15 protein-coding genes are annotated in these 15,450 nt (G+C 46.0%); all 15 read right to left on the reverse strand.

Going from position 1 to position 15,450, the window contains the following annotated elements:
* Window positions 1–11: 11 nt before the first annotated feature.
* Window positions 12–869 (reverse strand): ATP-grasp domain-containing protein, encoded by an 858-nt coding sequence (locus tag BLU12_RS08580; RefSeq protein WP_091462088.1) that lies wholly within the window; start codon window positions 867–869, stop codon window positions 12–14.
* Window positions 866–1,810, reverse strand: a complete 945-nt coding sequence (mch, locus tag BLU12_RS08585) for a methenyltetrahydromethanopterin cyclohydrolase (RefSeq protein ID WP_091462089.1) — start codon at window positions 1,808–1,810, stop codon at window positions 866–868. The genes BLU12_RS08580 and mch overlap by 4 nt, the downstream gene beginning before the upstream one ends.
* On the reverse strand, window positions 1,797–2,663 hold the full coding sequence (locus BLU12_RS08590) for a formylmethanofuran dehydrogenase subunit C (protein WP_091462090.1): 867 nt from the start codon (window positions 2,661–2,663) through the stop codon (window positions 1,797–1,799). Before BLU12_RS08590 ends, mch begins: the two co-directional genes overlap by 14 nt.
* Window positions 2,664–2,909: 246 nt before the next feature.
* Window positions 2,910–3,800, reverse strand: coding sequence for a formylmethanofuran--tetrahydromethanopterin N-formyltransferase (fhcD, locus tag BLU12_RS08595; RefSeq protein ID WP_091462091.1), 891 nt, complete (start codon window positions 3,798–3,800; stop codon window positions 2,910–2,912).
* 4 nt (window positions 3,801–3,804) lie between these two features.
* Complete coding sequence (locus BLU12_RS08600) at window positions 3,805–4,758, reverse strand: beta-ribofuranosylaminobenzene 5'-phosphate synthase family protein (RefSeq protein WP_091462092.1); 954 nt, start codon at window positions 4,756–4,758, stop codon at window positions 3,805–3,807.
* Window positions 4,755–5,306, reverse strand: coding sequence for a DUF447 domain-containing protein (locus BLU12_RS08605; RefSeq protein WP_091462093.1), 552 nt, complete (start codon window positions 5,304–5,306; stop codon window positions 4,755–4,757). Before BLU12_RS08605 ends, BLU12_RS08600 begins: the two co-directional genes overlap by 4 nt.
* Entirely contained in the window at window positions 5,296–6,624 is a 1,329-nt protein-coding gene (locus BLU12_RS08610) for a DUF6513 domain-containing protein (RefSeq protein WP_091462095.1), read from the reverse strand. Before BLU12_RS08610 ends, BLU12_RS08605 begins: the two co-directional genes overlap by 11 nt.
* Window positions 6,603–7,124, reverse strand: coding sequence for a flavoprotein (locus BLU12_RS08615; RefSeq protein WP_091462099.1), 522 nt, complete (start codon window positions 7,122–7,124; stop codon window positions 6,603–6,605). The genes BLU12_RS08610 and BLU12_RS08615 overlap by 22 nt, the downstream gene beginning before the upstream one ends.
* On the reverse strand, window positions 7,121–8,587 hold the full coding sequence (gene mptA, locus BLU12_RS08620; RefSeq protein WP_091462100.1) for a GTP cyclohydrolase MptA: 1,467 nt from the start codon (window positions 8,585–8,587) through the stop codon (window positions 7,121–7,123). Before mptA ends, BLU12_RS08615 begins: the two co-directional genes overlap by 4 nt.
* On the reverse strand, window positions 8,584–10,245 hold the full coding sequence (locus tag BLU12_RS08625; RefSeq protein ID WP_091462101.1) for a formylmethanofuran dehydrogenase subunit A: 1,662 nt from the start codon (window positions 10,243–10,245) through the stop codon (window positions 8,584–8,586). Before BLU12_RS08625 ends, mptA begins: the two co-directional genes overlap by 4 nt.
* On the reverse strand, window positions 10,239–11,510 hold the full coding sequence (locus tag BLU12_RS08630) for a formylmethanofuran dehydrogenase subunit B (RefSeq protein ID WP_091462102.1): 1,272 nt from the start codon (window positions 11,508–11,510) through the stop codon (window positions 10,239–10,241). Before BLU12_RS08630 ends, BLU12_RS08625 begins: the two co-directional genes overlap by 7 nt.
* A complete protein-coding gene (locus tag BLU12_RS08635; protein WP_009202344.1) occupies window positions 11,507–11,863 on the reverse strand; it encodes a molybdopterin dinucleotide binding domain-containing protein in 357 nt (118 codons plus the stop codon). Before BLU12_RS08635 ends, BLU12_RS08630 begins: the two co-directional genes overlap by 4 nt.
* Window positions 11,844–12,983: an ATP-grasp domain-containing protein gene (locus BLU12_RS08640; protein ID WP_091462103.1), complete on the reverse strand. Its 1,140-nt coding sequence runs from the start codon at window positions 12,981–12,983 to the stop codon at window positions 11,844–11,846. The genes BLU12_RS08635 and BLU12_RS08640 overlap by 20 nt, the downstream gene beginning before the upstream one ends.
* Window positions 12,984–13,841: an NADP-dependent methylenetetrahydromethanopterin/methylenetetrahydrofolate dehydrogenase gene (locus BLU12_RS08645; protein ID WP_091462104.1), complete on the reverse strand. Its 858-nt coding sequence runs from the start codon at window positions 13,839–13,841 to the stop codon at window positions 12,984–12,986. It lies immediately after the preceding gene.
* 71 nt (window positions 13,842–13,912) lie between these two features.
* Window positions 13,913–15,448 carry a DUF2193 domain-containing protein gene (locus BLU12_RS08650; protein ID WP_091462105.1) on the reverse strand — a complete coding sequence of 512 codons (1,536 nt, stop codon included), beginning with the start codon at window positions 15,446–15,448 and terminating at the stop codon, window positions 13,913–13,915.
* Window positions 15,449–15,450 lie beyond the last annotated feature (2 nt).

Genomic DNA, 15,450 nt, shown 5'->3' on the forward strand with positions numbered 1-15,450 from the left:
TAATCACTCTATCACATCATAGCATCGACAATGGTCGATGCTATGTCCGATTGCGCAACCTGCTGGAGCCCTCTCCAACCTGGTATTCCGTTAACCTCCAATAAGTAAAGCTCTCCTTCTTTGGAGGGCAAAATATCAACTCCTGCATAAAATGCTCCAACGGCCTCGACAGCGCGGAGGCTTAAATCAACTATACTGGTGTCCGGATCCAAAGGGCTAACCTCTGCTCCTAGGGCCACATTGCACCTCCAATCAGAGGAGTGCCTCTTCATCGCTGCTATAACACGCCCATTTACCACGAAGACCCTTATATCACTACCTTCGTGGGGAATGAACCTTTGAAGATAGTATACATATCTACATTGATATAATGCCATAAATACTCTATGAGCAGTCTCGGGATCCGTCACCCTTATCATACCCCTGCCTTCCGAACCAAAGAGAGGCTTGACCACTACATCACATCCCAGTTCCTTAAAGGCAGCCATGGCATCTTCATATCTTTCAGTGATGTAAGTCTCCGGAACTTTCAATCCTGCCCGGGAGAGCAAGGCTGTAGTATACATCTTGTCCACAGTCCTCTCCAAAGCCCGAGGGGAATTTACAATCTCTACGTCCTTAACTTCCTCCAGCACATGAAGCAAGTCGACCCTAAATATCACCTGCTCCAACGAACCTCCAGGCAAGGAACGTACTAAAACCACATCTCCAATATCTGTCCCAACGCCCGGACAAGCTATATCGTCCTTTATAAAAGCCTTCATTTCTTTGGCGCGAAGAACGCTAACGACAACACCTCTTTTTTGAAATGCCCTTATCAGTGCCTCAACGTGCCAGGCGTTATCCGATCCCAATATCGTTACCTTCATTGTTCAAACCATTCGCGCCTCAGAAGCTCGAGGTTTTCTCTTCCAAAGTTCTGCCAACGCCCTGTAGCAATATTGTTTATTGATACGCTTGCCGGACTGAAAAGCATGGGGTCGACTTGGTAAAAGTCGTAATTATATCTTTTAAAAAGCTCCGAAAAAGGTAGACCGTAATCTTTAGAAGATGCGGAGGGCAGTTTTTCGGCAATGGAATCGATTGCAGAATCTTTGTCGCAGAGCGTAAACCATACCTTGCCACCATATAATACCGCATCATTAGTCCAACCCATAGCAGTCATAAAATCTCCTGGTGTCGGGGAAATGGGGCAAATTCCGTAACCATGGATGAGCATCGTCGTATCGTAACCTAGTTCGAATAGTTTATGAACCCCTGTTTCAACTACTCTCGATACGATCTGAACGGCTCCTGCCAAGGAATTGGTAGGTGCCACCAAAACGTACAGATCCCTCGGATCGACGTCGCATTTTCTTGATATCGAATCCAATAAGCTTTCAGGGGGAAGTATAGATGATTCGATCGCCAGCACGGCAATGGGTGAAGTTTCTTTGTATTCAAGCACAGAATACAAGGGCTCGTTGCAGTAAAGCGACCTGGCGGGGCCGGAACCCAGTGCGAAAAAATCTCCCTCTTTCAGAGCCCAACCAGCATATTGCGAAGCAAGGCAGGCAACTGCAGGATTTGCAACCTGCACTGTAACGCTAGGGATCGATAATCCGGGATAGACGCCGAAACTCACCTCTCCAAAGCCTCCCATACAGGCCTCTGCGAAAAGTCTGCCCGCCTCATAAGAACCATTCGAACCTATGCCAACATCTAAAACTGTCGATCCTGTCTTTGTCTTAATAACGGATATGCCCAATTCATAAGACTTTTCGATCATTTCGCTTACGCGTTCATACGCTCCCTCATTAAGAGTTTTCAAGGATCAAAATCTCCCCCTTCCCCAGCGAAGACATATCTCCAACATACCTTCTGTAAAGACCGTTAAAAATTTCATCGGTAATGGGAAAACCTTTATCCCATAAATACTTAAAATAAAGCTTCAGGTATGTGGGCGAATAAAGACAACTATAGCCAAACGTTGAAAGCACTCTATCGGTTCCTCCTATCGATACTATGCTCCCCCTCTTCATGCCACCGCCTGCGTTGAGCCCCATTTTTCCAAATACTACAATCGTGCCTGCTATCATGTTGGCTCCGGCAAAATCTCCGGCATCTCCCGTCACTGCTATGAGGCCTCTCCTCATCCCCTCTCCAACCCTGTTTCCAACAGAGCCGAAGACCATGATCATACCGCCTCTCATGCCTTTGCTGTTTCCTGGAAGAGGAGAGCCTAGCATGGCCTTCGCATTGCCCTTTACGACTACCGTCCCGCCCGACATCTCACAACAGCACCGTGGCTCTAAATTACCATTAACGACAATCGTTCCGCCTTTCATGCGTTGGCCCAAGTGCATGCCTGCATCTCCCTTGACCATGATTCGCCCCTGAGACATGTTTTCGCCTATTCGCTTTACGCTTTTTAGGTCTCCTTCGAATATCAAAACCTCGTCTCCGTGGCACTTGATATCAAAGATATCCCCAAGTTCAACTGTTTGCTTTCCAATTTGCACCTTTAATTGGCCAATCTCCTTTGCACCCAGGCTCAACACCGTTTCAGGTAAAATTCCGTCGACTTCGACAGGGACTTTACCGATTTCTTTCAAGGTTAAGGTAACGCCCCTTTCATTCACCGAATAGATTTTCCCCAAGGTACATAGGGCACAACCTCTCATAAATTTCACCCCGGCCTTCGGTCTTAAATTACTACAACTTATCCTCTCAAAAAGCAGGGACCAATTAACTACCGAATCCTCCGATATTAACTTATTGCGATTCCCACCAGAATTGCCTGGCAATTTCCTTGAGCAGTTGCCCTGAAATACGATCATCCTAATATGCTAAGCCAAAAATATATAAATACAGGTCTTTTATCGATGTTTTTTGAATATACCTTAATATTTTTATGATATATTATCAAGTCATATATTTTTTAAAATATCGAGCAAAGAAAATTTGTACTGCCCAAGACTTCCGCCGTAGTTTCCTGCTGTTACCGAGACTACATCAACGGCACATACGGCCAAGAGACCGTACCCCATCGCATCTCTTACAGACTTTTCATCCAAACCGTCTATGACTATTTCATAAACGGCATTCACTTCTTCTGACAACGAAGTCTTTACTTGCCTTTTCAGGGTGGGACAAAAAGGGACATTTGTGGAAGCGTTCAAAAAAGGGTATGTAGAGCCAACTTTACTACCGCTTCGGACGATACCGCCGGGAAAGGGAAGAATTATCCCTGGCACTTTCTTCATGGACTTTACGGCCCTTTGGGCAGCTTCGAGACAAGAGGTAACGTCTTTAGCCAAAATCAACAAGTTCCCGCCACCCACGCCTTTCTTCACGCAAAACTTTTGCTCGACCAAAAACTCCCCATCCATTACGGGAATCCTCCAAAATCTCCTCTTGTCGAGAAATTTGCTCGATTGATAAGAATCCCCGAAATATCTGAGTTTTCCGCCAACGTCTATCTGCTCTCCCTCATCAAGTCCGTTGTAGCAGGCCGTAGTGGGACAGGTCATTATGGATTGGCCTATTCTAGAGATGAGCTGAGACTCCAAAGCTGACTTGGAAACGCCAAAGATCAAAATGCTTGTTCCGGGACGGCCGTCCGGTGTCTGAGTGCTATTCAACTCCGCCTCTATTCCCGCCTCACAGCCACAACCAATGACGGATGTGGCAAATCCCGTGGCAGACACCGCTGCCGTCATGGCCCATTCAGGGGTATCTGCCGTAACTACGAGGCGGCTTCCCCACATTGAAAATGCCTCTGCGTAAGTATCTTCGACATTAACTCCATTATAAATCATTAAATCAATCCCCTCTCACTTCCACGCTTGCCCCTTCCTGCGCACAGGAAGTAACAAATATCAACGAGCCATCTCCAAATGTGTCTTTAAGCTTCGCGCAAATAACTCGTGCAGTCCCTTGATCTTGTGTTATGCCGTAAACTGTTGGCCCCCATGAACTTTGTCCAATGCCTACAGCTCCTTCTTTTTTCATACAAAGCGCCATGTCCTCAGACAGTTGCGAGTTGAAATTCCCCCCTTGTGCTTTAGAAAAACAACGGCCAATCAAATCCTGTATTCCTGTAACAGCTTCACCGAAGCCACAGATTTCTTTTTCTACAATGGAAGGCAACAGTTTCATCAATGTAATTCGACATATACTTGAAGACAACTCCTCGTGTATGCTTAGGGATCGAAATTTTTCGTCCTCTTCAGCACCGCTTATTCCTTTAAGAAACAAAGGTATTGCAACGACAAAGGCCCACTCGCGCGGAAGCAGGCTGTGAAAGAGCAAAGGAGGAAAACCTGTTCCGTCCCACCTTTTGTGTCCCCCATCCAAGACAAACCCTCCTCTTTCAAACGTTACGGTACCGACGCTTGACCTTTTGCTTCTTCCCATTATGCCTGCCAAATCCTTCACCGATACGTCTATCTCGAAGAGGACAGAAAGGGCCCTGCCTACTGCTAAGGCCAATCGCGTTCCCGATCCCAGCCCGACGTGGGAGGGTATGGAGGAAATGATTTTTATGTCGACACCTCCTTGAATGCCGAAGAAAGACAAAAACTTCTCTGCGTACTGCAATGCCCTTTCAGCATCCTGTCCCTCTACTGTCAAAATGTCGTTCAAGGAGACATCCAGCACTACCTTTGGCTCGTTTATGCCCACGCCTATGCCGCCGAAAATTCTTCCAAGGCTCCCGTTTAAATCAAGAAAACCAAAATGCAGTCTGGCGCCTGTTTCGACGTGAACAACCCTCAACTAAATACCCCCTTAAGATAATTATCTATGACGGCAAGCGCTTCCATTTCCCGCTCTCCTCCAGTCTTTTCTACTATGATCTTCGCCTCGGATATGCACCTATCAAAAAAACTCTTTTTGTAAAATTGATATCTTGTTGCTGCTATCAAAAGTTCCATAATTGAACATTTAGCTCTATTATAGCCCTTAAAGGGATGCCCTATTCCATAATAAAGAACGGAACAGAGGAAGCTTCCTCTATCTGTTTCTTCGCTCACCTCGCAGGCTTCAAATTCAATCCAGGAACAAACATCTACATATACAAATCCGGCTATTTTTTGAGCTTGTCGGCATTGAAGATCGGGATCATCCAGGGCACTAAGGCAAAAGGATAAAATGTCATCTGTGATATTGGCTACAAAATAGCCAAATCTCAATAGATTTCTGTATGTATGGCTGGATTTATAGGGGCACAAAAAATATCGGCCTTCACTTTCTTTTAAGCCCATAGGTGCCCAATTGGGAGATCCGTCGGCATTCAAGGTGGAAACTATAACTTCATAAATCATCGTCTGACAAATAGCCCCAGTCCAAGGGGCGCTCCTGCATATATTTTTTGCCCAATTTCGCGGCCAAAGAAGCTTTTTCGAGCTCTCTACCTAAATAAAAAGCATGACCCGGATCGTTAACACCGATGGATTGAAAAAGCATATTAATATCTTTGCCCTTCAAAAATATCGAATTGTTGAAAATATATATATACCCATCTGCTACAAAAATACGGAAGTTTTTATCCGTTACTTTTTTATGAATGTCGATTATCTCCTCTTCGCTATAGACCTCGAAAGGAGTATCCTTGGCTGTCACTAATCCCAGGTTAAAACCCTTGGGCAACATCCCCGATTCCCTTGCACTTTCGTTCATTAAGCTCGCCAGGTATGTTTCCCTTACTGCACCCCTAGCCCAACTTGTCACTTCAGTTGTCAAGACATAATTGATCTCAAGCTCCGCACAAATTCCCAAAAGAATGGCATTTATTCCGGTAGAGTCTGCTTCCGTAAGTTCTGTCAAATTTCCGATCCCCATAAGCATCTCATCATCAGGGAAGCGTCTTCTGTATTCTACGTAGCGTCCGATCGACTCGGAAAGGCCAAAGGGAAGGGGGTCAAGAATGGGATCAACCAGATATTTCTTGCCTCTATCCCTTAATCTGGCCACATTTCTTTCCAATGAATTAAGGTTTTTGTCTTCAAAATCGGGTATTACAACCACCGGACATGACAAACTGAAGGCAAGATCTATGTTGAAACTGTTGACACTCAAATAAAGGTCGATGCCGAATTTATCAGCTTCTAGGGCTGTCTTTTCGTCAAATGTGTCAAGGCTAACGCATAAGTTCAACTCCTTCAAAACCGACACAATGTCGCCAATGTTGGGGATAGACCCCTTATTTGGTCCGCCAATGTCAATTATCGTTGCTCCCTTGTCTTTGTAATCAAGTGCTTTATTGACAATTTCGTTTAACGTCATCTTATGGGCATCAACTATCTCGGCCAATATCCTTATATTGGGCTTTGTCTTTTTCAAATGCGTCGAAAAACCGAAAAAGCTGGGGAGGTCTTTTAGGTCCTTAGGACCCCTCTTGACTTCCACGCCCAACGCTTCGGCAAGCACCTTCTCATCGCCCTGACACAGGCCGGGCAAAATGACGACATCCGCATCCCCTGCGCTCCTAAGCTGCGACATAACCCAGGTAACGTTCATAAGAGCCGCAACGGAGATAGGCAAAACGGACACTTCATAAGAAAAAGGAGGGTCCATATTCTTCAAAATATTAAGCAAGGCGTTATGGGCTAACCTGCCAGTTACAAATAAAATCTTAGACAATCTTCCAACTCCCTGAGATTATTTACTACCCCTACTCCCGGAAAAGTCTTCAGAGTCCGGAGGTGTTGCAAATCGACGGGCCTGGGGTACACCATAATTTTTCTTCCCGTTGGCGTAAGAGACTCTATCCTTGGAGATACGTCGCTTGGTAAAACCAATATCGGAACTTTTGATTTTCCAGCCTGGGAAAATAGATTTGACGGAAGGGAATCGGCTATCCCTAAAGCGCACTTAGCCACTGTATTCGAGGTCGCAGGCGCTATGACCAAAAGATCGTATCTTCCGGCAGCAAATGCTCCACAGGATGGCGAGCTCGACTTGTAGTCTTTTACTATGTTGATATCCCTACGTTCTAAGAAATCGCCGTATTTGTACATCTTTATTACTTCAATGCCGGCGCTTGATAAAAAAAGGTCTATTTTGTCTTTGTTTTTTTCGATAATTTCCAAACATTCTTTTAGAAAATGTCCTGCCCCGGTAACAACCCATGCGACTTTCATAGCTTCAACCACTCTTCCAAAGTAACACTTGAACATAAGATATCATCTTTTAAGCGTATTTCACCTCTTATATCGCCCAGTAATCCGCTTCTTTCCGCAAAGGCATTATGTTGATGGATGCTTTCCAAGCTCTCCTCTCTAGCCAATACAAAAGTATCATCGGGAAGATCGGGGTAAACTTCCACCAAATTCAATAGCATATGCCTAACAACGTCCTCAGCAAACCTGGCATTTTGATGAGCTTTATTGACAACAAAAAACTCATCAGGCCTTTTAAGCAGTTCATATGTCTCGGAACTCATTGATGCCTCTATAATATGTACCAGATGCTCCGCTCGAACGGACATGTCAGAACCGACGAGTAGCGTCCCCCTTGCCCTCTGATTATGAGTGGCCATCGGGATCAAACTGACGATCTTTGCTGCTTCCTCTGAAGTATAACCTGCTTCCTTAAGCAACATCCTCGAATGTGAAGCCATCATGTCTTGAGCGCAGGGACAGGCAGTCATCCCTTCAACTTCTACGCCGATAACCCTGCGAGACATTTTGCCGTCAGTCGATGCGATACCGATAAATGTAAACAATTCCTCGGTCTTCTTGGCCGAGATCGGAGTTACCCTTTCCATTGGATACTTCGCTTTTATCCGCACCTCAGCTTTCTTAGCTCTCTGAGACTGAACAACCTGAAGGGCAAGCCTCTCGGCAAGGCTTTCAATATCCGGAGAAGGTTCCAGGGAAATCTCTTCTACTATGCCTTCCAATACATCTGTAAATCTTGACATGTGCACACCTGCTTTGTATGGATCGAGGTAGGCAAAAAAATCAAGCGTGGCGTAAAAAAGCTCCGCCTTACCCTTAACCCCCAACCTTATTACCCTATTCAAATTTGTAATGCCCACCCTGGACAGGCCGACATTGATAGAGGGTCGACCACCCTGTATATCGCTTTCCAGTTTGAATTTAAGGCTTCTGTCTACCTTTTTCACAGTTGAAGCATCTATTTTTTGAGACATATCTTTTATCGTCTCGTTTGTAAGGGGGTGAACGTAGTCTGGAGCTATTTCCGCCAAGGGAATTAGAGTAAAAGCTCTTTCCTGCATTCTAGGATGAGGTATCCATATATCACTTTCCTTTATTATGAGATCATCGTAAAATAAAAGATCTATATCTATGGGTCTGGGAGCATTTCTCTCAGCAAAGGTGCGTCCCATCCTCCTCTCTATCCACTTCAAAAAAGCCAACAGGTCTTTGGGCGAATCGTCGGTGATAATTTGACAAGCCATGTTCAGGTACTTCGGCTGGTCACTTCCGTCTAACGGCTCCGTTTCGTAGAAAGAAGATACCCTTTCTACTTTCGCTCTTACCTGGATATATTGAAGCGCCTGTAAAATATTGCTTTGTCTGTCGCCTAAGTTGGCTCCTAAAAGGATAAAGGCAACGTGTCTCTGTTCCTGTAAGTTCACTGGCAGGCCACCCCTTTAGTGTCTTTTAAGTACTCTTCCTGGACGGGATAATTATCAAAAGAAAGGGTATAGTATCTCTCAAAATCTTCTCTTATTTTATCTACGATTAGCCCGTCATAAGAAGGATTCACCCTATATACCACCCCGGGGATATCCCTTAAAATCGCACCATCCCTCACGACTATTTCTCCACCCTTTATAACCCATGACGGAAAATCAAGAGCTCGGCGACAAGGTTTAAAGCTGCAGAGACACTTTCTTTTTCCGAACTGATTAGGATCATATACCGCCACGTCTCCATCGGCTCCAATGCCCAGATGTCCCTTTTCCGGCAAGCCTAATATCTTTGCTGGAGCAGCTCTCGTTATTATCGCTATTTCATAAAGAGTATACTCTCGATTCAATTCCCTCAAGACCGACCCCCTGAAGGCCTTCGGAGGCAATAAGCTTATAAAGTGATCCCTGTAATCTTTATCCATCAAAAGCCTTACAACCTGAGGATAACAGAAGAAAGGTCCTGCATTGGGATGATCTGTCGTGAGAGCCAACTGCCACGGATCTTTAGTCAGTAAAAAAAGCTCCAAACCAGTAATCCATTGAACTGCCGACGAGACCGATTTAATTTTATATTCCAAAGGAACTACTCCACCACCGGTCTCACACTCCACATCATCATTACACCACTTATGGCCCGTCATTTTTTGTATTCTATACTCAAGAGGCCCATCGGACGTCATAGTGACGGCATTGCCGAAAACGATTTGCCCGACGTCCATTGTCACGTTGGGATGCCCATTTAAAACTTCGGCAACAGCCGAGGCGCCACTACGAAGCCCACCTTTTTTGTTCCTTCCATAGCTCATAAACTGCAGGTGACAGAGGTGAAGTCTGCCAGGGATATCTTTTATGATCTCCGCTGTCGTATCTGCGTTTCCGGGCAACCCCAAGTTAATTCCGTGTAGATGCACCGAATGGGGAAGTTTGAGCTCATCAACTATAGTGACTAGAGTATTTATCAATTTTCTCGATGAAATGTCAAAATGTCGTACTTCGTCATCCCAACTTTCTACATTACCTCCCCACTTCCAGTTTTCCACTCCGCCTGGATTTACTACTTTAACGCCATAACCTCCAGTTGATTTCAGCAGCCAGGCCACGATATCCCTTGCTTCGTCGATTTTGCCCTGCGAAATCCTATCCATCAAAATTTCGTTATTACCCATGGTAATTAATATTGCTTTATCCATAGAAGGCATGTCTCTTAATTCTTCGTGTGTATGACGTGTTACCAGAGGGGCAGATGCAGCTTCTACGACCGTGGTGTACCCCATCTCGACGTATCTGTAGGCAGTCATGAAAGTCGTAGGCACTCTGGAACCGACGCCGGACCTTAATCCCCTTTCGGCAATCCTAAAATGCTCGTAATGATCTTCAGGGCAGAGCTTTCTGCCCATATTCACTTTGGACCCTGCAATATGAGCATGCATATCAATACCACCCGGCATCACAATCATGCCATCTGCATCTATTGATATCGTATCTTTAGGGATGTGCTCGGGCTTTCCCACAATCTTGCCGCCCTCAATGTAAATGTCCCTAATTTCTCCCTTTACACCGTTTATCGGGTCATATACCCGACCGTTTTTTATCACTAACATTCTTTCACGCCCTCAAAGATAGCTTCCAAAACCTCTTCATCACTCTTTCTCTGCCGTTCCAAAGGAGCTTTTAATCGCAAGGGTACACTGTCCATTCTATAGGCAGTGCCTTCACAGTCTACTCCATACATAGCGGTTGGGAAATAAACAGTAGCGATTTTCGCGGTCAAGCTCTCCACGGGATCTATCACTATGGATGGAATATTCTCGATATGCCTTACCGCCTCAGCAGGAAAGTGTGCAACCGGATCTGATGCTATGACCAGCAAAGCGTCTGCCTCTCTGCCGGACAATAAATCGACAGCGGTAAACTCGCCTGGGCCGTATCTAGGATACCCCTTGGAAAAGTTGATGGCAAAAGGATACCCGCATAGCCAGGACATAACCTGATCCGCTCCGGTCACGTTGCCGTGACCTCGCATCGGCATAGCAGAAAATCTCGTATAATTATTCAACTCCCTGACCAGAGAAAAGACCTCGCGAACGTTTAAATCCCTACCTTTCGTCATGGTCAAACCCATTCCGAAAAAGATGACACCATAACGACATGACTTCATCGTATGAACAAATTGTTGTAATAGTTCTGTCGGAACCCCTCCAACCTCGGTTGCGCTTAAAACCTTCCCTTTTAAAAGGGCCTTTATCGCTAAAAGAACCTCGTAGTCATATCCTTGCCTTATTTGTATAAATATGTCTGCCGACTTGGCCGTCTCTGAACGACGGACATCAACGACTACGACTTTGCGGTCTTTCCTCCCTTCTGAGATGAAACGCCCCTTGGGCATGGCTGAATACCTGGCGAAGTGTCTGCTATGAGATACAAGGGGGTTGCAACCCCAAAATACGAGCAGATCTGCCCTATTTTTTATCTCCCCCAAGGTGCAGGTCGGCTCTCCAACGGACTGCATGGCCAGACCCGTGGGCCCATGACATACAGAAGAAGTAGAATCTATTGAAGCACCGATAGTTTCTGCGAGCTGCACCGAGATGCGTTGCGCTTCGACCGATGTGGAAGATAAACCGTATATTAACGGATACCTAGCAGAGGAGAGAATATTCGAGGCTTCTTTTATTGCCTCTGGAAAGGCAACCTCCTTACCGTTGACTCGGGGCGCACGGAATTGAGGATCGTAACCTTCGAACAAACCTCTTCCGTTGGCACATGCCTTCTCGACCTTGGTTATGTTGTTATTCTCAATAGTTAGGGTTATATCGTCACACAGGCAACCGCAAAAGGTACATATGACGTTCTTCTCGATTTTCATCGCGCCTTGTCGACCTCCACTTTTAAGCCCTTAAAGGATGGCATACCTGTCCCCTCAGTCTCGGGTCCTACCAGAAGGTTGACCATTGGGCCCATGGGCATGAAAACCACGTCTTCAGGCAATCCCATGTCTGCGCACGTCTTTACCCGCACACTTCCATAGGGAGTCGTCAATAAAATCTCCTCTCCCTCACTTAAACCAAGTTTTTCCAGAAGCAGGGGCGATAAAAAGGCCTTTTCGACTGCTTTTTTATAGCCGTCATTATTTTTACCGCCATGCATGCCCTTGGCCTGCTCCAGCGTCCGTCCGGATATCAAAGTACAAACTTGCACGTCAATCTTTCCGCCTTTCATGACAATCGTCGCTTCTTAACTCTCGATATACCTCATTTGCTCTTTCATATAGATGGAAAAGACAGCCTCCTTCGCTTATACCTTTACCAAATACGCTACATACAGGAGAACCCTTGGGAATGCTCTCGCCTGGAAATGGAATGTCGGCATGCATCCCAAGCCAACTGGATGTATCGGGGGTCACTGAATCTGCTTTGGCATAAACTATGCCTTTAGAGACGAATTCTGACGTATTGACCAAGGATACCTCTTCCAGCTTGCCCTCGCAAGCCAATGTGTGGAGGGCGAGTAAGGACATGTTGATATAGGGTTCAATCAGCTCCATAGAAGCCGTGTATCGAGGATTGATCTCCACTAAACAGGGCCTTTCGTCTCCGCCTAATATAAAATCTATACCGAACAGGCCTTTCAGGCCAAAATGACCCACCACTTTCTCTCCCCATTGTGATATCACATCTGCCAGACCAGCAAAATCAGGCGAAAGGGGAAACACGTTGCCGCACCACTTAAAGCCCGAACCCCCAAGCAATTCATCACCTATGAGCTGTCGTGTCATGCCTAGAAGCTGACAGCCCTTTCCGTTAGACAAGAAAGACGCTGAGGCTGGAAGACCTGACACGAACTTTTGAATGTAAAATCCTTCTCCTAGCTCCTCCCCCTCATAAAAACGGATACCAAAACCGCTTCCACCATACACCGGTTTCACCAACCAACCTTCATTAAGATCCATATTGCTCGTTTCATCGGGCAGCAAGGTCGTTGGGAAATTAATCCTCATTGTGCGACAGGCGTCGCGCAATGTTACAGGATCTCTGATGTCGCGCAAAACATCGGAATCGTTGCCCAACAATAACTTGTCTTTCGAAATAAAACGTATAAGAGAGGGCTTGATATCTGCTCCCCCGGTATAAATAACGGCATCATATTCGATCAAGGAACAAACTTTAACGATCGATTCCTCGCTAAAAGGAAGACCAAAATCCCTTCCTACTGCCAAACTGGGAATTATGAGACTTTGATCAAGATCTCCGAAATAGTCGACAGCAACGATATTTAGGCCCGCCTTTAATGCGGACTGCGCTATAGCCCTTGTGCTCACTCCTACGAGTAAGACCCTCAATTAGGAAAGCTCCTTGGCCATCTCTAATATCGATTTTGCGTCATAGACGATGTCGTTTTTCTCGAAAAGTTTTGCAACGCATGCCCTGTGCACTCTCATCTTGAGTCCGCCGATTCCCATGGAACCAAACAATACCTTCCCCTCTACCACCTCTCCGTTGAAAGAAGATTTCATCCCCTCCACGCCAAGGGGCGGCACAGCATTGACATCCCCAAGGACTCGCAAAGTAGGATGGCCCTTCCACAACTCCTCCCCGATTAAAGTAACTCCGGGCGCTCCGGTGCAAAGAGCGGCTACAGCACCATCAAGGGCTTCTTTCGTGCTTTCATCGTCGAAGGCGGCACATGCATTTGCTTCCAAACCAAACATAGCCTTTATCTCTTCCGCAGACCTTTTTGCCTTTTCCAGCTTTCTGGATGTAACAAAGACCTTTGCTCCTTCCATGGCAAACATCGCTGCAGCCCGTTGTCCTACGGGACCGGTACCCGCCAAAACAACTACCTTTTGTCCCTTTACGTCGCATTCTTTGGTCATCTTTGCAACTGCAGCAGCAGCTGTGGTATTGCAACCACTGGGATCGAACATGACTGAATTCCTCACATTGCCGAAAAATGTACTTTTTACTATTTCAAGTATTTCGGCAGCCTCAATTACCTTGGAACCGCCTATAAAAATGGCGCTGAATTTCAAATTGTCTCCTCCGCGGGTAAACATAACTCCATAAACTAAATCCCTGACGTTTTCTTTCGTTATATTTCCATATTGCAGGACGATATCAGCTCCGGCGTCATAAGCTGTTACGGCATCGAAAACGCTGGGCAAAGAATCGCAATCCAATTGAAGCAGGATTTTTTTCAAGACATTTACCCCCCTTTGCATATTAAGGGGGGCCGGAATTTCTCCGAACCCCCCATTCTACAAGACCCTAACTAAACAGCTCTATACCATTCGCAATATCCGCAGGGGCCTGCCCCTTCGCCTTTGACGTACGGGACGTTTCTCTTGATGAGCTTCGTCACGGCACATCCCTTGCAGGCTCTAACAGGAGCACCGGGCATACCGGGATTCTTGGCCACGATGTTAGTCATCAAAGTGGCGGTAGTACATTCGGGTGTCAAGTAGCACGGAAAATCTGCCAGCGCCATCAAAGCAGCAAACCTCTGAGTTATAGCGCAGGCAGGATAGGTGTACCTTTGAGGATTGCTCACTATTTCGTGTTTGTCAATTGGCGAAAGGTCTACCTCGATTCCCTTAATTTTACCACCTGCTCCAAGGGGACTGATATCCAGAATTTCTTCCCCTCTCAATATTACGTCCATGAAATCCACGTTGTGAAGTTCGTCGGCCTCCCCTCTCTTCGGGTTCATAGCACAATAGTTATAGAATCGCTTTGTAAGAAGATCAATCACCATAGGAACAGTGAAGCTGTCAAGCCATAGGATATAAGCCACGGCGCATGCCGGGGCCCCAGTAGCGACTGCTAAAACGTCCCACTCGCTTTTGAAAGCCCCTTCTTTCAAACCCTTCTTAAGGGTGTTTTCGAAGACCTGCATTACAGCATCGTATATCCCAAAGACCATGTCATTTTTAAACATATTGTACGCCGATTGTGAAATGTGATGTCCCACATCGCCGACGCAATAAGCCGGAACAGCCGTTATGTTGGCCGGATGCACGCCGGCCTTCAAGGCAGCCACAACGTAAGGACGCATTCTTTCTTTATATTGTGCCATATACTTTCTCACATCGAAGGAGCTGTGAGGACCGTGTCCGCCAAGGTTATGAGTCTCCATGAGCCTCGCCTGAGCTTCCACGGGTTCCTTATATATGAACTGGAACTGTTTTACCTCTGCATCTTCCGCCTCGGCAGCCGATTTCCCTGCCTCAATGGCAGCCCGAAAGGCAGCTCCAAAGCCGTAGGATGTATTCATGCCCCAGGATTTGCAAGCAAGGATTGTCTTTTTGTCTTTGTCCGGAATATCTAATCCGAGTAAAATTTTATTCACAAGATTAGGCACAGAACCTACGGACATCGCAAAATCAACAACACATGTAGGGCCGTACATGCCGCCATATCTGCGAGCCGCCTCGCGCCCGATCAACGCCCTGTTTTCACCGATAGCTTCGATGAACTTGTCCATTGATTTTTTGAAATCGGGGTCTTCCTCATAGAGTATTTCGAGTATGGGCGGTGTTTGATAATGTTCCACAAAGGGATCATCTTCCGGCCGAATGTAATCGGTCAACCCTTTTAAAATTTCGTAATGGGCATTGACCGACTGGACGTGAAGATCGATGACTTCCTTGCACTGACCCTCGCCTACGGACATCTTGTTGACCGCATCGACATAGGGTTTGCAGTCATCTAGCCTAAACTGACCACCGCGTTTTTCTTTTATCACAAGAAAAACGGATTTTGTTGCATCAATTGCTTCATTAACCATCTTTTCAATTAAAGTAACCATGA

The organism is Acetomicrobium thermoterrenum DSM 13490 (assembly GCF_900107215.1).
Taxonomy (GTDB): domain Bacteria; phylum Synergistota; class Synergistia; order Synergistales; family Acetomicrobiaceae; genus Acetomicrobium; species Acetomicrobium thermoterrenum.

What these genes read in the sequence shown, in the direction of transcription:
- BLU12_RS08630 (WP_091462102.1), bottom strand. Translation starts at nt 11,510, where the DNA reads ATGAAAATCGAGAAGAACGTCATATGTACCTTTTGCGGTTGCCTGTGT.
- BLU12_RS08615 (WP_091462099.1), bottom strand. Translation starts at nt 7,124, where the DNA reads ATGAAAGTCGCATGGGTTGTTACCGGGGCAGGACATTTTCTAAAAGAA.
- BLU12_RS08635 (WP_009202344.1), bottom strand. Translation starts at nt 11,863, where the DNA reads ATGAAAGGCGGAAAGATTGACGTGCAAGTTTGTACTTTGATATCCGGA.
- BLU12_RS08580 (WP_091462088.1), bottom strand. Translation starts at nt 869, where the DNA reads ATGAAGGTAACGATATTGGGATCGGATAACGCCTGGCACGTTGAGGCA.
- BLU12_RS08590 (WP_091462090.1), bottom strand. Translation starts at nt 2,663, where the DNA reads ATGAGAGGTTGTGCCCTATGTACCTTGGGGAAAATCTATTCGGTGAAT.
- fhcD (WP_091462091.1), bottom strand. Translation starts at nt 3,800, where the DNA reads ATGATTTATAATGGAGTTAATGTCGAAGATACTTACGCAGAGGCATTT.
- BLU12_RS08625 (WP_091462101.1), bottom strand. Translation starts at nt 10,245, where the DNA reads ATGTTAGTGATAAAAAACGGTCGGGTATATGACCCGATAAACGGTGTA.
- BLU12_RS08605 (WP_091462093.1), bottom strand. Translation starts at nt 5,306, where the DNA reads ATGATTTATGAAGTTATAGTTTCCACCTTGAATGCCGACGGATCTCCC.
- BLU12_RS08650 (WP_091462105.1), bottom strand. Translation starts at nt 15,448, where the DNA reads ATGGTTACTTTAATTGAAAAGATGGTTAATGAAGCAATTGATGCAACA.